The organism is Lonsdalea quercina subsp. quercina (assembly GCF_000688695.1).
GTDB classification, from domain to species: Bacteria; Pseudomonadota; Gammaproteobacteria; order Enterobacterales; family Enterobacteriaceae; genus Lonsdalea; species Lonsdalea quercina_D.
The window spans coordinates 308,838-329,988 of record NZ_JIBQ01000003.1 but is presented as its reverse complement, the minus strand read 5'-3'; the positions used below and the strand labels follow the sequence as shown (position 1 = coordinate 329,988).

16 protein-coding genes are annotated in these 21,151 nt (G+C 55.3%); 9 read left to right on the top strand and 7 right to left on the bottom strand.

Translation table 11 applies throughout. The annotated features are described in order from the left end of the window. Positions 1-109 precede the first annotated feature (109 nt). From ubiG to ybaK, 8 genes are all read left to right on the top strand, one after another. The gene (ubiG, locus tag SB13_RS02715; protein WP_026738874.1) at positions 110-835 is read left to right on the top strand and encodes a bifunctional 2-polyprenyl-6-hydroxyphenol methylase/3-demethylubiquinol 3-O-methyltransferase UbiG; all 726 of its coding nucleotides are present in this window, start codon (positions 110-112) and stop codon (positions 833-835) included. A gap of 1,817 nt (positions 836-2,652) precedes the next feature. After that, on the top strand, positions 2,653-4,941 hold the full coding sequence (gene nrdA, locus SB13_RS02710; protein WP_026738873.1) for a class 1a ribonucleoside-diphosphate reductase subunit alpha: 2,289 nt from the start codon (positions 2,653-2,655) through the stop codon (positions 4,939-4,941). Between the two features lie 187 nt (positions 4,942-5,128). After that, positions 5,129-6,259, top strand: coding sequence for a class Ia ribonucleoside-diphosphate reductase subunit beta (nrdB, locus tag SB13_RS02705; RefSeq protein ID WP_026738872.1), 1,131 nt, complete (start codon positions 5,129-5,131; stop codon positions 6,257-6,259). Positions 6,260-6,261: 2 nt separating this feature from the next. Continuing rightward, a complete protein-coding gene (gene yfaE / locus SB13_RS02700; RefSeq protein ID WP_026738871.1) occupies positions 6,262-6,525 on the top strand; it encodes a class I ribonucleotide reductase maintenance protein YfaE in 264 nt (87 codons plus the stop codon). A gap of 392 nt (positions 6,526-6,917) precedes the next feature. Then, the gene (locus SB13_RS02695) at positions 6,918-7,832 is read left to right on the top strand and encodes an SPFH domain-containing protein (protein WP_026738870.1); all 915 of its coding nucleotides are present in this window, start codon (positions 6,918-6,920) and stop codon (positions 7,830-7,832) included. Then, positions 7,832-8,287, top strand: coding sequence for an NfeD family protein (locus SB13_RS02690; protein WP_026738869.1), 456 nt, complete (start codon positions 7,832-7,834; stop codon positions 8,285-8,287). The genes SB13_RS02695 and SB13_RS02690 overlap by 1 nt, the downstream gene beginning before the upstream one ends. 329 nt (positions 8,288-8,616) lie before the next feature. Beyond that, a complete protein-coding gene (locus SB13_RS02685; RefSeq protein ID WP_026738868.1) occupies positions 8,617-9,420 on the top strand; it encodes a TraB/GumN family protein in 804 nt (267 codons plus the stop codon). Between the two features lie 21 nt (positions 9,421-9,441). Beyond that, positions 9,442-9,921 (top strand): Cys-tRNA(Pro)/Cys-tRNA(Cys) deacylase YbaK, encoded by a 480-nt coding sequence (gene ybaK / locus SB13_RS02680; RefSeq protein ID WP_026738867.1) that lies wholly within the window; start codon positions 9,442-9,444, stop codon positions 9,919-9,921. 76 nt (positions 9,922-9,997) lie between these two features. On the opposite strand, the gene ushA is transcribed toward ybaK, so the two are convergent. After that, the gene (ushA, locus tag SB13_RS02675) at positions 9,998-11,650 is read right to left on the bottom strand and encodes a bifunctional UDP-sugar hydrolase/5'-nucleotidase UshA (protein ID WP_026738866.1); all 1,653 of its coding nucleotides are present in this window, start codon (positions 11,648-11,650) and stop codon (positions 9,998-10,000) included. Positions 11,651-12,297: 647 nt separating this feature from the next. Here ushA and ybaL point away from each other — a divergent pair. Then, entirely contained in the window at positions 12,298-13,980 is a 1,683-nt protein-coding gene (gene ybaL / locus SB13_RS02670; RefSeq protein WP_026738865.1) for a YbaL family putative K(+) efflux transporter, read from the top strand. Positions 13,981-14,066: 86 nt separating this feature from the next. Here ybaL and hemH read toward each other — a convergent pair whose 3' ends face one another. The 6 genes from hemH to dnaX all read right to left on the bottom strand — a co-directional run bounded on the left by hemH (position 14,067) and on the right by dnaX (position 21,137). Continuing rightward, a complete protein-coding gene (hemH, locus tag SB13_RS02665) occupies positions 14,067-15,038 on the bottom strand; it encodes a ferrochelatase (protein ID WP_026738864.1) in 972 nt (323 codons plus the stop codon). A 252-nt stretch (positions 15,039-15,290) separates the two neighbouring features. Continuing rightward, a complete protein-coding gene (gene adk, locus SB13_RS02660; protein ID WP_026738863.1) occupies positions 15,291-15,935 on the bottom strand; it encodes an adenylate kinase in 645 nt (214 codons plus the stop codon). Positions 15,936-16,107: 172 nt separating this feature from the next. After that, on the bottom strand, positions 16,108-17,991 hold the full coding sequence (gene htpG, locus SB13_RS02655) for a molecular chaperone HtpG (protein WP_026738862.1): 1,884 nt from the start codon (positions 17,989-17,991) through the stop codon (positions 16,108-16,110). A gap of 164 nt (positions 17,992-18,155) precedes the next feature. Further along, positions 18,156-18,761: a recombination mediator RecR gene (gene recR / locus SB13_RS02650; RefSeq protein ID WP_026738861.1), complete on the bottom strand. Its 606-nt coding sequence runs from the start codon at positions 18,759-18,761 to the stop codon at positions 18,156-18,158. Beyond that, positions 18,761-19,090, bottom strand: coding sequence for a YbaB/EbfC family nucleoid-associated protein (locus tag SB13_RS02645; RefSeq protein WP_026738860.1), 330 nt, complete (start codon positions 19,088-19,090; stop codon positions 18,761-18,763). The genes recR and SB13_RS02645 overlap by 1 nt, the downstream gene beginning before the upstream one ends. Positions 19,091-19,127: 37 nt before the next feature. Next, on the bottom strand, positions 19,128-21,137 hold the full coding sequence (gene dnaX / locus SB13_RS02640) for a DNA polymerase III subunit gamma/tau (protein ID WP_026738859.1): 2,010 nt from the start codon (positions 21,135-21,137) through the stop codon (positions 19,128-19,130). Positions 21,138-21,151: the final 14 nt, after the last annotated feature.

Genomic DNA, 21,151 nt, shown 5'->3' with positions numbered 1-21,151 from the left:
GCCTGCGCCGACGTAGGTTCGTCCCCAATGGTCGGCTTAACTACAACAACCGCGGCAGGCCGGATATACTCACTAACAGCGAAAAATGACGATAAGGTTAGACATGCACATGAAGGCTGATTCCCATACCCAAAACGTCGACCACGACGAGATCGCCAAATTCGAAGCCGTCGCTTCCCGCTGGTGGGACCTGGAAGGCGAATTCAAACCCCTACACCGCATTAATCCGCTGCGTCTGGGATATATCTCCCGCCACGCCGAGGGCCTGTACGGCAAGAAGATCCTGGATGTCGGCTGCGGAGGCGGTATTTTGTCCGAAAGTATGGCGCGCGAAGGCGCCAAGGTCACGGGGCTGGATATGGGGGGCGAACCTCTGCAGGTTGCGCGCCTTCATGCTCTGGAAAGCGGGGTCGACGTGCATTACGTGCAGGAAACCGTAGAAGCTCATGCCGAGGCTCACGCTGGAGAATACGACGTGGTGACCTGCATGGAAATGCTCGAACATGTGCCCGACCCGCGTTCCATAATCGAAGCCTGCGCCCGTTTGGTCAGGCCCGGAGGTCAGGTGTTTTTCTCCACGATCAACCGTAACGCTAAAGCGTGGCTGATGATGATCGTCGGCGCCGAATATGTCGCGAAGATGGTGCCGCGAGGAACGCATGATATCAAAAAGTTTATACGCCCTGCCGAACTGCTGGGATGGCTTGATTCGACGCCATTGCGGGAAAAGCACATCACTGGGCTGCACTATAATCCGCTGTTCGACACATTCAGACTGGGTGGGAGTGTAGACGTCAACTATATGCTGCATACACAGCGTGAAAACGCCGAATAAGCTGACGAGCCATGTCAGGCGTTTGAGTTCTCCTTGTTCCTTCCGCATCACATTCGCTCTCATCATTGATTCGGGAGGACGGCATGACAGGGGGGGAAACCACGTCGACCTTCCTGTTCTTGCCTGGGTACTGCTTTCCAACTTGCCGCTAACACTGCCCTTCCTCCTCGTTGGCTGATGGTGACGCCGTCATTCGGTCGAGGACAAGGCAAAACTGTCGCTAACGTGATCGCTAACTTGATGTCTGTCCACGGCAGATGAATAAGATGCCGCCTTCAATGTTCACTATTTTTAATACATAAACGCAGTAGAAGTATTTTCGATATCCTCATTATTTCTTCCAGATTATTCCTAAAAGTCTTTTTTATTTAATGCTGCAACGAGTTTCCCTTAGAACATAGGGGCGAAAAAATTCGCCCCTGAATTTCACCACCGCCATAACGAATGGACACCGTTAGGTAGCCTCTCGAATTAATCGACGCGCATAAAAAAATCATTCCCATAATAACGTGGCAATGACCCATAGTTTTTATCACAGAGGATTATTCAACATGACGAGTGGTTCTTTCCGGTAAGGTAATTATTCCTCCCAGGGAATTAGCCTGCTCCTTTTAGAATCGACCATTTCTATTGTCGTTGCTCCCTCTGTTAGTCGTCCCGGACGACTTTCCGCTGGTGCTGCCGTGCGAAGGACTGTTGCTACGGCTGTTCGCAGAGCTCGACGCCAACACCCAGTGAGGCTGGTGGCCAGCCGCTGAGACATGGCTATCGTTATTCACAGGCGCGGAGTCAATAACGTCGGTGCCGGAATAGGCACTTAAAGACGCCATAGATATTACCAAACCAGTAATGGAACTCAGTAAAATAGAGACTTTTCTATATTGCATATTGAATTTTCCTTATTCATGGATTTAATAAAACCATTTAAACATTAACCCAATACGAAAATATAAAAAATAAACATAGTGTAATAAATGTAACTCGATATGATTAAAACAAATGACTCAAATTTATTTTTACCGAGATAGTTATAACGCACCATTATTACTTAGTTTTCTTTTTATGGCGGATAAAATATAACCTGAAGTATATTTAATCTTTTATTTATTTCTTTCAACCAAACCGGGAAATTAACTTTAAAAATAAAACCCATTTCTTAATGACTCGCGCATGTGTAAACATTTCTAATACATTATTTTAATAAAAACCGGTTCACCGAATGCCATTCCCGCACAGTAACCAGACAGTGCCACCCTAAGCGCGCCATTCATTTTCCTGCCACGGCGGTTCTTGCTCGCATCCGCCCATTTTAACGCCCCATGCCCCACCGCGTCAGACTCTCCCCTCGTTTACGGCCGACAACAAAGCGGCCAACGCCATGGAAACAGACTTTCCTGCAAGCCAGAAACAGGGAAACGGCGGAGAGCGGAGCGGAAAGGAAAAGAAGTGCTTTGAGAAACCGCGTTCTCTGGCGGCCAAATAACCAAACACGGGACTAGATCAAAAAGTTGGTTTTTTACGTTCGAATAAGAATCCAGCGGTCGATCAATTTTTTTTATTTTTTGCGGAAGAGGTTGACATAAAACAAAGCCGCATCGCGTCTGGGATCGGCTGGTTTCACTCCATTCCAACTCAATGTCCGGGTTAAAATCTGCACGATGCGCTTACTTGCATTAACATGTATTTCTCACTATCTTGTTATCAAAACCAACCCAGCCCCCTATATATAGTGTTTATCTTATGTATCAAACACTATTTTTCGCATGCAAAAATGCAGGCGATCGGGCTGCCAAGAACTCAAACAGGTATTCCTCCACATGAACCAGAGTCTGCTCGTTACCAAACGCGATGGCAGTAAAGAACGTATTAATCTGGATAAGATTCACCGGGTTATCACTTGGGCCGCCGAAGGGTTGCACAACGTGTCGGTTTCACAGGTTGAGCTGCGCTCCCATATCCAGTTTTACGACGGCATCAAAACCGCCGACATTCATGAGACCATCATCAAGGCCGCTGCAGACCTGATCTCCAAAGAAAGCCCGGATTACCAATATCTGGCCGCCCGCCTGGCTATCTTCCATCTGCGCAAAAAAGCGTATGGCCAGTTCGAGCCGCCTAAGCTGTACGATCACGTCGTAAAAATGGTCGATATGGGTAAATACGACCGCCATCTGCTGGAAGACTACACGCCGGAAGAGTTCGCCCAGATGAACGAGTTTATCGATCACTGGCGCGATATGAACTTCTCTTATGCCGCCGTGAAACAGCTGGAAGGCAAATATCTGGTGCAGAACCGTGTGACTGGCGAGATCTATGAGAGCGCCCAGTTCCTGTACATGCTGGTGGCGGCCTGCCTGTTCTCCGGCTACCCGCGTGAGACGCGACTGGATTACGTCAGACGTTTCTATGATGCGGTGTCATCCTTCAAGATTTCTCTGCCGACTCCGATTATGTCCGGCGTCCGCACCCCGACCCGCCAGTTCAGCTCCTGCGTGCTGATTGAATGCGGCGACAGCCTGGATTCCATCAATGCCACCTCCAGCGCTATCGTGAAATACGTGTCTCAGCGCGCGGGCATCGGCATCAACGCCGGGCGCATCCGTGCGCTGGGCAGCCCGATCCGCGGCGGCGAAGCATTCCACACCGGCTGCGTTCCGTTCTACAAACACTTCCAGACCGCGGTGAAATCCTGCTCTCAGGGCGGCGTTCGCGGCGGCGCGGCGACGTTGTTCTACCCACTGTGGCATTTGGAAGTTGAAAGCCTGCTGGTGCTGAAAAACAACCGCGGCGTTGAAGGCAACCGCGTACGCCATCTGGACTACGGCGTGCAGCTCAACAAGCTGATGTATCAGCGCCTGCTGAAGGGTGAAGACATCACTCTGTTCAGCCCGTCCGACGTTCCCGGCCTGTACGACGCCTTCTTCGTCAATCAGGAAGAGTTCGAACGTCTGTACGTCAAGTACGAGCAAGACGACAGCATCCGCAAGCAGCGTATCAAAGCGGTCGAACTGTTCTCGCTGATGATGCAAGAGCGCGCGTCCACCGGCCGTATCTACATTCAGAACGTCGATCACTGCAACACCCACAGTCCGTTCGATCCGCAGATCGCGCCGGTACGCCAGTCCAACCTGTGCCTGGAAATCGCGCTGCCGACCAAACCGCTGAACGACGTTAATGACGAAAACGGCGAAATCGCGCTGTGCACGCTGTCAGCGTTCAACCTCGGCGCCATCGACAGCCTGGACGATCTGGAAGAGCTGGCGACGCTGGCCGTACGCGCCCTGGATGCGCTGCTGGACTATCAGGATTACCCTATTCCCGCCGCAGAACGTGGCGCGATGGGACGTCGTACTCTTGGCATCGGCGTCATCAACTTCGCCTACTATCTGGCGAAAAACGGCGTCCGTTACTCCGACGGCAGCGCCAACAATCTGACGCACCGCACCTTTGAAGCCATTCAGTACTATCTGTTGAAAGCCTCTAACGTGCTGGCGCGCGAACAGGGCGCCTGCCCGTGGTTCAACGAAACCACCTACTCGCAGGGCGTGCTGCCGATCGACACCTATAAACGCGATCTGGACACCATCAGCAATGAACCGCTGCATTTCGACTGGGAAACGCTGCGCCAGGACATCAAAACCCACGGTCTGCGCAACTCTACGCTGTCCGCGCTGATGCCGTCCGAAACGTCGTCGCAGATCTCCAACGCCACCAACGGTATCGAGCCGCCGCGCGGCCATATCAGCGTGAAGGCGTCGAAGGATGGGATTCTTCGTCAGGTCGTGCCGGAGTATGAGCGTCTGAAAGGTCAGTACGAACTGCTGTGGGAAATGCCGAACAACGACGGCTATCTGCAATTGGTGGGACTGATGCAGAAATTCGTCGATCAGGCGATTTCATCCAACACCAACTACGATCCGTCGCGTTTCCCATCAGGCAAAGTGCCGATGAAACAGCTGCTGAAAGATTTGCTGACGGCCTATAAGCTCGGCGTTAAAACGCTCTATTATCAAAATACCCGTGACGGCGCCGAGGACTCGCAGGACGACCTGCTGGACGTCGCCGCGCAGGATGATGGCTGTGAAGGCGGCGCCTGCAAAATCTAAACCGCGCGCGAAAGGATTTTCATTCTGTCGAATGATCGTTTCGTCATCGCCGGGTTATCAGTAAACTCAATAGAAACTGCCGTCCTCCCGACGGCAGTTTTCTGATTTTTCTATGACGGATACGCACTCCGTCCGAGGTCGCCTCAAACGGCGTTGAAAAATGCTCCGGCATTTTTTTGGAGATACCATGGCCTATACCACTTTTTCACAGAACAAAAATAATCAGCTGCTGGAGCCGATGTTCTTCGGCCAGCCGGTTAACGTGGCGCGTTATGACCAGCAGAAATACGAGATTTTCGAAAAACTGATCGAAAAACAGCTCTCCTTTTTCTGGCGTCCGGAAGAAGTCGACGTCTCTCGCGATCGCATCGATTATCAGGCGCTGCCGGATCACGAGAAGCACATTTTCATCAGCAACCTGAAGTATCAGACGTTGCTGGACTCCATTCAGGGCCGCAGCCCTAACGTGGCTCTGTTGCCGCTCATTTCGATTCCTGAGCTGGAGACCTGGGTGGAAACCTGGGCATTCTCCGAAACCATTCACTCCCGCTCTTACACGCATATCATTCGAAACATCGTCAACGATCCGTCTCTGGTGTTCGACGATATCGTGACCAACGACGAGATCCTCAAACGCGCCAAAGACATCTCCGGGTTCTATGACGATCTGATCGAAATGACCAATTACTACCATCTGCTGGGTGAAGGCACGCATCAGGTGAACGGTAAAACCATCGAGATCAACCTGTACCAATTGAAGAAACAGCTGTACCTGTGCCTGATGAGCGTCAACGCTTTGGAAGCGATCCGCTTCTACGTCAGTTTCGCCTGCTCTTTCGCCTTCGCGGAACGCGAACTGATGGAAGGCAACGCCAAAATCATCAAGCTGATCGCCCGTGATGAGGCGCTGCACCTGACCGGAACGCAGCACATGCTGAATCTGCTGCGCTCAGGCCATGATGACCCGGAAATGGCGAAGGTGGCGGAAGAGTGCCAGCAGCAGAGCTACGACCTGTTCGTATTGGCTGCGCAGCAGGAAAAAGAGTGGGCGGAATACCTGTTCCGCGACGGCTCCATGATCGGCCTCAACAAAGATATTCTGTGCCAGTACATTGAGTACATCACCAATATCCGCATGCAGGCTGTCGGACTGCCGCTGCCGTTTGAAACCCGCACCAACCCGATTCCGTGGATTAATGCCTGGCTGGTGTCGGACAACGTGCAGGTCGCCCCGCAGGAAGTGGAAGTCAGCTCCTATCTGGTCGGACAAATCGACTCGGAAATCAATGCCGACGACCTGAGCGACTTCCAGCTGTAATCATGAGTACGCCCACCATCACCCTGCGCACGTCCGGTGCGCAGTTTGAGTACAGCGAAGAGGAAGACGCCACGCTGCTGGAGGCGTTAGAAACGCAGCGGATCAACGTGGAGTTCCACTGCCGTTCCGGGTACTGCGGCGCCTGTCGCATGCGCCTTCTCAAAGGCGAGGTCATCTATGCGCAGACGCCCTTGGCATTCTTTCTGCCGGGCGAAATCCTGCCCTGCTGCTGCAAACCGCTTAGCGATGTAGAGTTGGACATCTAGCCAGCCGGCTCACGCCGCTGGCACTTTCCCTCCACCAGCCCTCCCGGCCTTGTCCCCGCGTTCGTCCGCCCGTTTTGTTCCTGATAATTTTGTTCCTGATGCAGGGTGCCAGACCGACAAATATTCTCCAGGGATGAGTGCGTGTCGCCGCGCTATCATAAAGCCGCCTGAGCACAGCTACCGCGGCATACCTACACCTCTCACCCCCTCGAAAACACGCACAGTCACTCCATAACCTCATCTTATCGCCCAATCGCAACGACGGGCTTCACCCCACGGCCAGCGCCGCACTGGGTCCGTGATAAAGCGACGAAAATCACGCCTCATCCCCCCATATCGCCAGACAACATGGGTTACACTGTTCGGATAAAACCTCAGGGAGAGTGAACTCAATGCTAACTTTTATTTCTGTCATTATTCTCGTTGCGCTGATCATCGTTTGGTCAGGCATCAAAATCGTTCCTCAGGGCTACCAATGGACGGTAGAACGCTTTGGTCGTTACACCCGCACATTAATGCCCGGCCTTAACCTGATGGTGCCGTTCATGGACCGGGTGGGTCGTAAGATCAACATGATGGAACAGGTGCTGGAAATCCCGTCGCAGGAGATCATTTCCAAAGACAACGCCAACGTCACCATCGACGCCGTGTGCTTTATCCAGGTCATCGACGCCGCGCAGGCTGCCTATGAAGTCAGCAATCTGGAACTGGCCATCATCAACCTGACCATGACTAACATTCGTACCGTGTTGGGTTCGATGGAGCTGGACGAAATGCTGTCTCAACGCGACAGCATCAATACTCGCCTGCTGCACATCGTGGATGAAGCCACCAACCCTTGGGGAATCAAGGTCACCCGTATTGAGATCCGCGACGTTCGCCCGCCGGCAGAGCTAATTGAAGCCATGAACGCGCAGATGAAAGCCGAACGAAATAAACGCGCCGATATTCTGGAAGCCGAAGGCGTGCGTCAGGCGGCGATTCTGAAAGCGGAAGGGGAAAAACAGTCGCAGATCCTGAAATCCGAAGGACAGCGTCAGTCCGCCTTTTTGGAAGCGGAAGCCCGCGAACGTTCCGCCGAGGCCGAAGCCCGCGCGACCCAGATGGNGTCTGAAGCTATCGCCGCCGGGAATATTCAGGCTATCAACTACTTCGTCGCGCAGAAATATACCGACGCATTGCAGAACATCGGTTCAGCTAGCAACAGTAAAGTCATTATGATGCCGCTGGATGCCAGCAACCTGATGGGCGCCATTGGCGGAATTAGCGAACTGATAAAAGAAAGCCAGTCCGGCCGGAAAGCATAATGATGACCGATCTACTGATGACCTATGCACGCTGGTTCTGGCTGACGCTCGGCGGACTGCTGCTCGCGGCGGAAATGCTGGGCGCAGGCGGTTATCTGTTGTGGAGCGGCGTGTCTGCGCTGTTGGTCGGCGTGCTGGTCTGGCTTCTGCCGTTGGGGCTACCGGCACAAGGTGTAGCGTTCGCGCTCCTCACCGTGCTCACGGCGTGTTTGTGGTGGTATTGGCTGCGTCAGCGTACGCTGCGCGGCCCGGCTTCGACGCTCAATCAGCGCGGACTCCAACTGGTGGGACGCAAGGCTAACCTGAGCGAGCCCGTCGTCAACGGGTCAGGCCGCATCATCCTTGGCGATAGCAGTTGGCGAGTCTCGGCTGACGGCGACCTGCCCGCGGGAACGCCGGTCGAAATCGTCGCGATAGAAGGTATTACGCTGCGCGTTCGCCCGCAAACCCGTTAAGTGTCGCCGTCTTCCTGTCCACGGGTCGCCTTCGGCTCGCCGTGCGACAAGAGACCGCACGACTGTCTTTAAAACCTCGGCCATCGTCACCACGGCGATGGCGCTTGTTTCTCGCGCCTACCCCATGTCGCCAGTACAGGTCGCTTTCGTTCCATCCTGGCTTGCCCGCGCTCCCGGCGCCTCTTTCGGACAGGCCCAGAGCGGGGACCAACGACCCGAGCGCTGGCCTATACCAGCTTATCGCCGCACACCGTCGGTCGCCGCAATTACCGATACAACTTTTCCCGCGAAGCGTTTAGCATAACGTATTGATCTCCGGAGATGACGCTATGAAGCCTTTATTACGCCGCATCGCAACGTTCCTCGGCTTGATCTCCGTGCGCAGCCACGGCTATCCCGCGGTCGATATCGAACTCGCGGGTCATCGCTATCATTTGGTCGGAAGTATTCACATGGGGACGGTGGACATGTCGCCGCTGCCGGACGCACTGCTTAAGCAGCTGGACACGGCGACGGCGCTGGTCGTGGAGGCGGATATTTCAGACAGCCACTCGCCCTTCCCTCCGGTGCAAGACGCGCCGCCGCTGTCTGAGCGACTGGACGCCGAAGCGCTAAATCAACTGCAACAGTGTTGCCATTCACTGGCGCTCAGCTATGACAGTCTCGACCGCCTCCCAGCCTGGCAGATCGCATTGATGTTGCAGGCCAGACAGGCGACCTCGCTAGGCTTGCGCCCGCAATACGGTATCGATTTCCAGTTGATCAACATCGCCCGGCAGCGGGGCGTGCCCATCATTGAACTTGAGGGCCAGCAGGCGCAGGTGGAACTCCTCCAGCAACTGCCTCGCGGCGGACTGCCGCTGCTGGAAGATACCCTGACCCACTGGCACAGCAACGCTCGCCTGCTGCAAACCATGATTAACGGATGGCTGGATTATAAAACCCTGCGCGTGGACAATTTGCCCGACAGTTTCAGCAATGCCATGTCGGAAATATTGATGCAGCAGCGCAATCGACGCTGGCAGCAACAGCTGACGGCATTACCCGAGGGAAACTATGTGATCTCGGTAGGCGCGCTGCACCTGTTTGGCGAGGATAATTTGCCCGCCCTATTGCGGGCGCACTCATTTTGACAGTACGTAAGGACAGAAATCATGACACCCGCAGTCAAGCTGCTTGAGAAGCACAAAATCACCTTCACTTTGCACAGCTATCATCACGATGCCGATGAAACCAATTTCGGCGAAGAAGCTGCCCGTAAACTTGGGGTCGATAAGCAGCAAATATACAAAACGCTGCTGGTCGCGCTGAACGGCGATGCTAAAAATCTGGCCGTTGCGGTGACGCCAGTGGCGGGTCAGTTGGATCTGAAAAAAGTCGCTAAGGCCTTCCGCGCCAAAAAAGCGGATATGGCCGACCCGCAGCTGGCCCAGCGCGTGACCGGCTATCTGGNCGGCGGCATCAGCCCGCTCGGGCAGAAAAAGCGTCTGCCGACGGCCATCGACATCGCTGCGGAGCCTTTCGACACCATTTTTATCTCCGGCGGCAAACGCGGACTGGACATTGAACTGGCGGCCTCAGATTTGGCTTCACTGCTCAACGCCGACTTCGCCGATATCGCCAAACGCGACTGACCCTCATAGGCCCGCATAACAAAACGGGCGACGCCGGTTTTCACCCACGTCGCCCGTCTTCTCACGCATCACCGTCTTAGTGATAAACGATCTCGCCTTTCGGCGCATAGTCCGCCGGATTTAACGGCGAGTGTTGCGCGATGTACTCCTTGAGCACTTCAGCGTCGACAAAGCCGGTATTCACGAAATCAGAGCGCTTACTCACGACCGGGTAACCATCCCCGCCGTCCGCATTAAAGCTCAGCATCGCGATACGATAGACCTTGTCCGCCTGCAGCGGTTCCCCTTTGATCTTGACGTTTTTCACGCTGGTGCCGTCAGCTTCCAGGCTGACGTTGAGAAACTGGGCGTAAGCGCCGGCATCCACCTTGAAGTTCGCCACCGTCGCCAGATATTGCTCGACGTCGCTGCCTTTCATCTCGACATACACGACCGTGTTGCCGAAGGGCTGCACCTGCAGAATCGATTTATAGGTGATATCTCCCGCTTCAATGGAGTCACGAATACCGCCGCCGCTCATCACGGCGAAATCAGCGTTTGTACGCTCCGCGATGCCGGAAAGCACCACGTGGGCCAAATCGGTCTGTTCAAAGCGGACTTTGCTGCGATCCCCTTCCAGACGCCCCAGCGTACTGCCGACTTTCACTTCCAGTTGGGCATTGCCTTTCTCTTTGAATGGCGTCAGCAGCTGCAGCATTTCAGGATTTTGCTTGATTTCCTGCGTGTAGTACTCACTTTTGGTCGAACCGTCATCTTGAGTCACGGTCTTCTTCAGGTTGATCGGGACCAGCTGATAGTGTTTCAGCGTCAGTTTACCGTTGCGGAAAGTGAAATCAGCGCGACCCACATATTTCCCCCACTCATGCGCCTGCACGATCCATACGCCATTCTGACGATCCGGCGTGCAAGATGTGCCCGGCACATAATCCCAGTTTTTCTTGTTTCTGCTCGCCATGCACACGGGGTTTTGCGAATGTCCGCCAACGATCATGTCCAGATAACCGGCTGGCAGGCTGCGCGCCATTTCAACGTCGCCGGGCGCGTTGTTGCCGTGTTCGCCGTTGTCGTAGTGGCCCATATGCGTTGTGGCGATAATGACATCCGGCTTCTCTTGGCTGCGCAGTTCTTCCACCAGCTGTTTGGCTTCTTCGGCCGGTTTGTGGAATTCCATATCGGTAAAGAACGCCGGGTTGCCAATTTTGGCGGTATCGTCAGTCGTCAGGCCGATAACCGCGATTTTCACACCTTGTTTGTTGAACAGACGGTAAGGCGTAAACAATCGCTGCTGGGTGCTTTTCTGATAAATGTTGGCGGAAAGGAGCGGGAAATTCGCCCATTTTTCCTGCTGACGCAGGACGGAAAGCGGATTATCGAATTCATGGTTGCCGATGGCCATCGCATCGTAGCCTACCAGATTCATACCGCGAAAATCTGGCTCGGCATCTTGCAGGTCGGACTCCGGCACGCCGGTGTTGATATCGCCGCCGGACAACAACAGCAGGCTCCCGCCTTTCCGCTGTACTTCGCGGCGGATAGCGTCCACCGCCGTTTTTTGCGCGGCCAAACCATACTCCCCGGCATCATTTTGCCAGAAGCGGCCATGATGATCGTTGGTATGCAGAATAGTAATGTTATAGGTTTTATCTTTTTCCCATGCCTGTGCAAAAGGCGATGTTAGCGCCAGCGTCAGTGCGATCGCACAGCCCAATGCCTTTTTAGAAAAATCCATGGCAAATCTCCACAATTTAAACATTAAAAATACTTATAACTAAAGTGTACTTATCGCTATTTAGACGTTATTCACAGCTAATAACCGATAAATACATTAACATAAGTTAACTTTTGGCTTTTGACCTCCGTCATTTGCCTAGAAAAAACCGGTTATAACAGCCGTTGATGTCAGTGGTGAGACGTTGAGGGAATGACACCTGTCGGTTTTGTATTTTGCAAAAAAGACGTTTTAGATGAAATTTTCTCCGTCTCCCCCCATAAGTGACTATTTTGTGGCATAGTAGATACATCAGGCAAATATAAACAGGCTGATCGCCGTACCCATTAGCCTTAAACCCGACATTTATGCTTTTTATCGTGATTTTTATTCTTTTATATCAAATATAAAACCTAACTATCATAAAAAAAGGCACATTCCGATTCATAAGAGGACGGGGCCCGATATTTCCACAAAAATACCCATTGCCTCACGCGGGCTTTATTTATATAAATTGATTTATCTGTTTGTCACACAAGCGCATAAGTATAGAGGCAGAGCCCGTAATAATAAGGGCCGCCAGGGTTCAAGAGTCGCAGGCTCCCGCCCGGACGAAGCAAGGCTCAGGAACATCCGCTCACTCACTTTACCCTAGCAAAGGAGTCGGAATGCATGATACCACCCCGTTAATCTCCACAATGGCCGCAGGACTGGTCCTTGCCTTTCTTTTGGGTATTTTGGCTCATCGCCTGCGTATTTCCCCCCTGGTCGGCTACCTGCTGGCGGGCGTTCTGCTGGGTCCTTTCACCCCCGGTTTCGTTGCGGACACCAAGCTGGCGCCGGAAATCGCCGAGCTGGGCGTGATTCTGTTGATGTTCGGTGTCGGGTTGCACTTCTCCCTGCGCGATTTGATGGCCGTCAAATCGATCGCCATCCCCGGCGCCATCGTCCAGATCGTCGTCGCGACGCTGCTCGGGCTTGGGCTCTCCTCACTGCTGGGATGGAGCCTGCAAAGCGGGCTCGTGTTCGGGCTGTGCCTGTCCACCGCCAGCACCGTCGTGCTGCTGCGCGCGCTGGAAGAGCGCCAGCTTATCGACAGTCAGCGCGGTCAGATTGCCATCGGTTGGCTGATAGTCGAAGACCTGGCGATGGTGCTGACGCTGGTACTATTGCCCGCCTTCAGCGATATGCTGGGTTCGGAAACGGCCAATACCAGCAAGCTGCTCAAGGATCTGGCTTTCACGCTGGGTAAAGTCGTTGCCTTCATCACCTTGATGGTGGTCGTTGGTCGTCGCCTGGTGCCCTGGGTGCTGGCGAAAAGCGCCAGTACCGGTTCCCGCGAGCTGTTCACGCTGGCCGTGCTGGCTATGGCGCTGGGTATCGCCTTCGGCGCAGTCAAACTGTTCGATGTCTCCTTTGCTCTCGGCGCCTTCTTCGCCGGCGTCGTGTTGAACGAATCCGAGCTGAGTCAGCGCGCCGCCCATGACACCCTGCCCCTGCGGGACGCCTTTGCCGTGCTGTTCTTCGTCTCCGTCGGGATGCTGTTCGACCCGATGATCCTGATAAACGAACCGGTTGCCGTCCTGTGTACGCTCCTGATCGTCGTCTTCGGCAAATCGCTGGCGGCCTTCGCCATCGTCCGACTGTTCGGTCATTCGAAACGTACGGCGCTAACCATTTCCGTCAGCCTGGCGCAAATCGGCGAGTTCGCCTTTATTCTCGCGGGGCTCGGGATCTACCTCGGGCTGCTCACCGAAGACGGCCGCCATCTGGTGCTGGCCGGGGCTATTCTGTCCATCATGCTCAACCCGCTCATGTTCTCGCTGCTGGAGCGCTATCTAGCCAAGAACGAAACCATCGAAGAACAGATTGTGGAAGAGGCCATCGAGGAGGAAAAACAGATCCCGGTGGACCTGTGCGACCACGCCTGCCTGGTGGGCTATGGCCGCGTCGGCAGCCTGATTGGCGCTCAGCTGCATGAGGCCGGCATACCGATGGTGGTGATTGAAACCTCCCGCGCCCGCGTCGACGCCCTGCGTGAACAGGGCATCAAAGCCGTTTTGGGCAACGCCACCAAGCCGGAGATTATGGACATCGCCCGTCTCGACTGCGCACGTTGGCTGCTGCTGACCATTCCTAACGGCTACGAAGCCGGAGAAATCGTCGCGACCGCTCGTGCACGCCGTCCGGATCTCGAAATCATCGCGCGCGCGCACTACGACGATGAAGTCAGCTATATCGCCGAACACGGCGCCGATCATGTGGTAATGGGAGAGAGAGAAATCGCAGACACCATGATTACCATGCTGAACATCACCCCGGATATGCCCGCGAGGGAATGTCCGATTTGACGGACATGATTTAGCTGCGGTAGCCCCCGCCCGACACGGGCGAGAGTAAAAAATAGCCAGACTCAGTCTGGCTATTTTTATGTGGGTTATTCCACGTCTTCTGGAGCGCTGACCAGCTGAGCTAACAGGTCGATATGCAGCGGATCGTCGTTCAGCGCAGGAATATAGTTAAACCGCTCGCCCCCCGCATGCAGGAAGATCTCCCGGTTTTCTCCCTGAATTTCCTCCAGCGTCTCCAGACAGTCGGAGGCGAATCCGGGGCACATGATTTGAATATCCTTCACGCCCTGAGCGCCCAATGCCTGCATGGTTTCATCCGTATACGGCGTCAGCCAAGGCTCACGTCCGAAACGCGACTGGAAGGTCATCATCACCTGGTCCTGAGGTAATCCCAATGCCGCCGTCAATGCCGCCGTCGTGGCGGCACAGCGTAGCGGATAGTCATCGCCCTCATTAGCATAGCGCTGAGGAATACCGTGGAATGACATGACCAACCGTTCAGGCACGCCATGCTGGGCAAACGAGGTTTCTACGCTATGTTTCAGCGCCGCGATATAAGCGGGATGTTCGGCATAATCGCGGATAAAGCGGATGCCCGGCATCCGTCGAGTCGACTTCATAAGGTTAGCGAGGCCATCCCACACCGCGGCCGTCGTGGAACAGGAGTATTGCGGGTACAGCGGCAGGACGGTCAGAGACGTCACCCCCTGCGCCATCAGGCTATCCAGCGCCGAACGCAGACTGGGAGAACCATAACTCATCCCCAGCGCCACCGGCGTGCCGGACAGGCGCTCAGCCAATGCTTTTTCCTGACGGCGGCTGAAGACTAACAGCGGCGATCCGCCCTCCATCCATACGGACTGATACAGTTTGGCCACACGCGGCGAGCGGAACGGCAGGATAGCGCCGCGCAGGATTAGCGCCCACAGCAAGGGATTCACATCGACAACGCGCCTGTCGCTGAGGAATTCGGCCAGATAGCGCTTCACCGCCTGGGGGGTGGGCGCATCAGGCGTGCCCAGATTAACCAACAGCACACCGCGTTTTTCTTCTTTCATTGATGCTTTCCTCATTCCGACGGCGGGCTAAAGTTCCGCCATTCATTCTGGATCAGGCGCTTATTGTAGCTAAAAAACCAGTCTGAATTGGGACCGGTAGCGAGGTTCGTGCCGATATCAGCAATCGCCGGAAGCAATGCCGACAAAATGGACGCCCCAGCCCAAGGTCCAACGCCTACGACAGACGTAAAAAATGCCAGAGCAAGTCTGGCATTTTTATTTTTTCATCATCGCCTTTACGGGCGATGGCATTTAACCCAGAATGCGAGCCAATTCCGCGCTGATTTCGCTCACGCTGCGGGTGCCATTCAGTTTGTGGTACTGAGTGTGCCCGGCATCGGCTTCTTTCTGATAGTAGCTGACCAGCGGCGCGGTCTGCTGATGGTACTCGACCAGACGTTTGCGTACGGTATCTTCCTGATCATCTTTACGGATCGTCAGATCTTCACCCGTGACGTCGTCTTTACCTTCAACCTGCGGCGGGTTGAATTTAACGTGGTAAACACGGCCTGATGCCGCGTGTACACGGCGACCGACGATGCGTTCGACGATCAGCTCGTCCGGTACGGCGAATTCCAGCACATAGTCCACGTTGATGCCGGCGTCTTTCATGGCATCGGCCTGAGGGATGGTGCGCGGGAATCCGTCGAGCAGGAAGCCATTGCGGCAATCTTCCTGTGCGATGCGTTCTTTGACCAGGGCAATGACCAATTCATCAGTCACCAGTTTACCCGCATCCATGATCTCTTTGGCCTGTTTACCCAGCTCGCTGCCGGCTTTCACCGCAGCGCGCAGCATGTCACCCGTGGAAATCTGCGGAATGCCATACTTTTCCATGATGAACTGAGCCTGAGTGCCTTTGCCTGCGCCCGGAGCGCCCAGCAGAATAATACGCATCGCGTAGATCCCCTCGAAAATTTGAACAAAATTGAAAAAACGCTAAACCATACCATTCCGTCTCGCCATCCTCAAGGAACGGGCTCGGTTCAGCCATCATCCTGACGGAAATAAACGGCAGTCGCGCCTGTAAAAAAAAGCCCCGGAGAACCGGGGCGGGAAAGAAAAGAAATTATGCCGTCAGCAGCTGGTTCATACGACGGATGAACTGGTTAGGATCTTCCAGCGTGCCGCGTTCAGCGAACAGCGCCTGATCCAGCAGCAGCTCAACCCACTCGCCGAACTGGGCGTCATCGGTGGTGTCAGAAGCGCGTTTGACCAGCGCATGCTCCGGATTCAGTTCGAAGATGTATTTCACTTCCGGGGCCTGTTGGCCTGCGGCGGCAAACAGCTTCGCCATTTGCGTTCCCATTTCGTCGGCCCCGGTAGTGACGATAGCCGGGGTATCGGTCAGACGATGCGTCAGACGCACTTCTTTCACGCGATCGCCCAGCAGCGTTTTCACGCGGTCAACGAACGGCTCCAGCGCTTTTTCCGCTTCTTTCTGGCTTTCGTCGGCATCATCCGCCAGTTTATCCAGCGCTTCATCGGCCTTGCTGACAGACTGGAAGGATTTACCGTCGAACTCGGTCAGGTAACTCATCATCCACTCGTCGATGCGATCGGACAGCAGCAGCACTTCAATACCTTTCTTACGGAACAGTTCCAGATGCGGGCTGCTCTTGGCGGCGGCATAGCTGTCGGCGGTGATGTAATAGATCTTGTCCTGACCTTCAACCATACGGCTGACATAGTCTTCCAGCGAGACGGTTTGCGCCGCGCTATCGGTATGGGTAGAGGCAAAGCGCAGCAGTTTAGCGATAGTTTCTCGGTTGCCGCCGTCTTCGGCCGGCCCTTCTTTCAGGACCTGACCGAACTGCTGCCAAACCGTCTGATATTTTTCGCTGTCGGTTTTCGCCAGATGTTCCAGCATTTGCAATACGCGTTTGGTCAGCGCGGTACGCAGGCTGTGGGTGACGCGGTTGTCCTGCAGGATTTCACGCGATACGTTCAGCGGCAGATCGTTGGAGTCGATGAGACCGCGAACGAAGCGCAGGTAGTTCGGCATAAACTGTTCCGCGTCGTCCATGATGAACACGCGCTGAACGTACAGTTTCAGACCGTGTTTATGGTCACGGTTCCACATGTCCCACGGTGCCTGAGAAGGGATGTACAGCAGGCTCGTGTACTCCTGCTTCCCTTCCACGCGGTTGTGGCTCCAGGTCAGCGGACCGGCGAAGTCGTGAGAAATATGTTTATAGAACTCGACATACTCTTCGTCGCTGATGTCGGATTTATTACGCGTCCACAGCGCCTGCGCCTTGTTGATTTTTTCCCAGGTAACGGTTTTTTCCCCGCCCTCTTCTTCGCTTTCCGTTTCGGTCTGAATTTCTACCGGCAGGGCGATGTGGTCGGAGTATTTGCTGATGATGGAGCGTACACGCCACGTATCGAGGAATTCGTCTTCGCCTTCACGCAGGTGCAGCGTGATTTCAGTACCGCGTTCCGGCTTGTCGATATCGGCAATGGTGTAGTCGCCTTCACCGGCAGACTCCCAGAAAACGCCCTGATCGGCGCTGGCGCCAGCGGCGCGAGTACGCACGGTGACTTTATCTGCGACGATAAACGCGGAGTAAAAGCCCACGCCGAACTGGCCGATCAGCTGGCTGTCTTTTACCTGATCGGAACCCAGCGATTCCAGAAACGCTTTGGTGCCGGATTTGGCGATAGTACCAAGATTTTCAATCACGTCTTCGCGAGACATCCCGATACCGTTATCGGAGATAGTCAGCGTGCGCTTTTCTTTGTCGGTGGAGACGCGTACACGCAGATCCCCGTAGCCTTCATATAAATCAGGCGTCGACAGCGCACGAAAACGCAGTTTATCCGCCGCGTCAGACGCATTGGAGATCAATTCACGCAGGAACACTTCCTTGTTGGAATACAATGAATGGATCATCAGGTGCAGTAATTGCTTCACTTCAGACTGGAAGCCGCGGGTCTCTTGGCCTTTCATACTCATTATGACTTACCTCAAAACGTGTTTTATTCAGGCTGTTTTATTCTCAGATAAGCAACAGGTGGGGTCAGACGCCGGGATTTCAAGGGGGGATGATGGCGCTCATGGGCGAAAAAAAGGGGAATGGGGTGCGACTGCCGATTTTTTCGGCAGTCAAAGCATCAGAACTTGAAGGGGNGGCGTCCCGCCAGTGAATGCGACAGCGTGGTGCCGTCCACCATTTCCAACTCGCCCCCGACAGGCACGCCGTGGGCGATACGGCTGGCCATCACGCCATGCTCGGCGCACAGCTCGGCGATGTAGTTCGCGGTAGCGTCGCCTTCGACCGTCGGATTGGTCGCCAGAATCACTTCCTGGATGCTTTCCGTTTCCAGGCGCTCTTCCAGTCGCCCCAGACCAATATCATCCGGACCAATGCCGTCCAGCGGCGAAAGGTGTCCCATTAAGACAAAGTAGCGACCGGCGAACTGGCCGGTTTGCTCGATGGCATGAATATCGGCCGGACTTTCCACTACGCAGATGAGGCCGTTTTCCTGACGACGGGCGTTTGCACAGATGTTGCAGACGTCCTGTTCGGTAAAGGTGCGGCAGTCTTCGCAATGGCCGATTTCAGACATGGCCCGGGTCAGCGCCTGCGCCAGTTTCATCCCGCCGCTCCGATCGCGTTGCAGCAGATGAAAGGCCATTCGCTGGGCTGATTTCGGCCCTACGCCGGGTAAACAGCGCAGGGACTCCATCAGTGATTCAAGAAGCGGACTGGTTTGCATCAGAACGGCATCTTGAAGCCCGGCGGCAGCTGCATCCCNCCGGAAACCGCCGCCATTTTCTCTTTCTGCGTTTCCGCAATGCGGCGAGCCGCATCGTTGAACGCGGCCGCGATCAAGTCTTCCAGCATGTCTTTGTCATCTTCGAGCAGGCTGGGATCCAGCTCAACGCGACGACAGTTGTGCGCGCCGTTGATGGTGACTTTAACCAGCCCGGCACCGGATTCCCCAGTGACTTCCAGATTGGCAATTTCTTCCTGAGCCTGCTGCATTTTTTCCTGCATCTGCTGAGCCTGCTTCATCAGATTGCCTAAACCGCCTTTACCAAACATATCGTTCTCTCTATCACTCGGGCTGCTACAGCAGCAGTTAAACGGGTCGGATACTGTCTTCATCCAATTCCGCGTCGAAGAATCGCCGCAGCGTTTGAATATTATTATCCGTCATGATCGACTGACGCGCCTGCGCCAGTTTTTCTTCGTAAATGGCCTGTCGCCACTCCAGCGGCGTGCGAACCGCCGGATTATCGTCTTCCACGACCGTCAGCGCGATATCGCGCCCGTGATACGCAGATAGCGCAGACGCCAGCGCCTGCTGCGCTGCGCTGGTGTTCAGATGACGTTGAGAGGATCGCAGATGCAGATGAATCTCGCTATCCGTTGGCCTCTCTCTAAACGCGTTCAGCGCCAGCTGCTGCACCAGTTTCGGCAGCGTCAGATGATCGATTTCAGCCGCCCACTCGTCGCGCGCTTTGGCTTCTTCCGCCAACCGGGCGACCAGCTCTGGCGTTTTCTCGTGTTCTAATGCGGAACGCAGCGCCTTGGGCGTCGCCACTTCCGCTTTTTGTTCCTGTGGAACCGTATTTTGCGCCTTCCAGCGGTAGGCTTCCGGCTTCTTCGGTTCGCGCTTCTCTTCCGCCTTTGACGCCATCCGCTGCTGACCGCGCTCGCTCNCTGAGGCCAGTCGTTCCAGCGCTGACGTTCCCGGCCGCGTTTTTCCTGACGCTGCCGGTTCAGACTTTTTTGGCGGAGACGTTCCCTGTTTCTGCAATAGTTGGCTGCGCGCCTGCAACAACTGCGCGGTTGTGTCCGGTAAATGGCTCGCCGTTTGCGGAGCGGACTCCGGCGGCCGTGGGGGCTCCGCCTGCTGTGGAGACGCTTGAGCCGCCTCGTCGGACGGCGCAGCCGAGGACTGCCGTACCGGCGGCACAGGGGTGTTCGTCGGCGCTGACGGCGCCTGTGGAGCGACTATTGGCGCAGCGACGGTAACGGGCGTGGGCGCCTCAATGACCTGGCGGGGATGAAACGCCAGCGCGCGAAGCAACGTCATTTCCACGCCCATTCGCGGATCGGGCGCATAGGCCAGCTCTTTGCGGCCAATCAACAAGGTTTGATAATAGAGCTGCACTTCAGCAGGCGGGACGGNGCGAGCCAGATCCCGCAGGCGTGGCGCTACGCTGCTGTATTCATCGCCCAGCGCCGAAGGCAGCATTTGCACCATCGCGACACGGTGCAGCAAGGTGAGCGTTTCCACCAACAGCGATTCCCAATCCACGCCGCGCGACGCTGCTTGTTGCAGCAAGGTCATCACCTGCGCGCTGTCGGCTTTCACCAACGCCTCTATCAACGCCAGCGGCTGCTCGTCGTCCAGCGTTCCCAGCATCTGACTGACCGTTTCAGTCGTGACCTGCCCCTGCCCAATGGCGATAGCCTGGTCGGCCAGCGAGAGCGCATCACGCAGGCTGCCTTCCGCCGCACGCGCCAGCAGTTGCAGCGCACGCGCCTCGGCGGGTAACTGCTCTTCCTGCAAGACGTGCTGCAAATGGGCGCGGATCTGCTCCGCATCCAAGGCTTTGAGATGGAACTGCAGGCAGCGCGACAGAATAGTCACCGGGAGCTTTTGGGGATCAGTGGTCGCCAGCAGGAATTTAACGTGCGACGGCGGCTCTTCCAGCGTTTTGAGTAGTGCGTTGAAGCTGTGGCGGGAAAGCATGTGCACTTCATCGATGAGGTATACCTTGAAGCGGCCCCGCGCCGGCGCATACTGCACGTTGTCCAGTAAGTCGCGAGTATCTTCGACTTTGGTGCGGGAAGCGGCATCGATCTCGATCAGATCGACGAAGCGGCCTTGCTCGATCTCAAGGCAGTTCTCGCATTTACCGCAGGGCGTTGCCGTGATGCCGGTCTCACAGTTCAGTCCTTTCGCCAGCAGGCGCGCGATAGTGGTCTTCCCCACCCCGCGGGTGCCGGAAAACAGATAGGCATGGTGAATTCGGCCTAGCGAGAGACCATTAGCCAGCGCGGTCAGGACATGTTCCTGACCGACGACATCGGCAAAGGTTTGAGGGCGCCACTTACGGGCAAGAACCTGATAGCTCATCAATACCGCAACAG

What these genes read in the sequence shown, in the direction of transcription:
- SB13_RS02690 (WP_026738869.1), top strand. Translation starts at nt 7,832, where the DNA reads ATGATGACCGATCTACTGATGACCTATGCACGCTGGTTCTGGCTGACG.
- nrdB (WP_026738872.1), top strand. Translation starts at nt 5,129, where the DNA reads ATGGCCTATACCACTTTTTCACAGAACAAAAATAATCAGCTGCTGGAG.
- yfaE (WP_026738871.1), top strand. Translation starts at nt 6,262, where the DNA reads ATGAGTACGCCCACCATCACCCTGCGCACGTCCGGTGCGCAGTTTGAG.
- hemH (WP_026738864.1), bottom strand. Translation starts at nt 15,038, where the DNA reads ATGAAAGAAGAAAAACGCGGTGTGCTGTTGGTTAATCTGGGCACGCCT.
- ybaL (WP_026738865.1), top strand. Translation starts at nt 12,298, where the DNA reads ATGCATGATACCACCCCGTTAATCTCCACAATGGCCGCAGGACTGGTC.
- nrdA (WP_026738873.1), top strand. Translation starts at nt 2,653, where the DNA reads ATGAACCAGAGTCTGCTCGTTACCAAACGCGATGGCAGTAAAGAACGT.
- ubiG (WP_026738874.1), top strand. Translation starts at nt 110, where the DNA reads ATGAAGGCTGATTCCCATACCCAAAACGTCGACCACGACGAGATCGCC.
- ushA (WP_026738866.1), bottom strand. Translation starts at nt 11,650, where the DNA reads ATGGATTTTTCTAAAAAGGCATTGGGCTGTGCGATCGCACTGACGCTG.
- adk (WP_026738863.1), bottom strand. Translation starts at nt 15,935, where the DNA reads ATGCGTATTATTCTGCTGGGCGCTCCGGGCGCAGGCAAAGGCACTCAG.
- htpG (WP_026738862.1), bottom strand. Translation starts at nt 17,991, where the DNA reads ATGAAAGGCCAAGAGACCCGCGGCTTCCAGTCTGAAGTGAAGCAATTA.
- SB13_RS02685 (WP_026738868.1), top strand. Translation starts at nt 8,617, where the DNA reads ATGAAGCCTTTATTACGCCGCATCGCAACGTTCCTCGGCTTGATCTCC.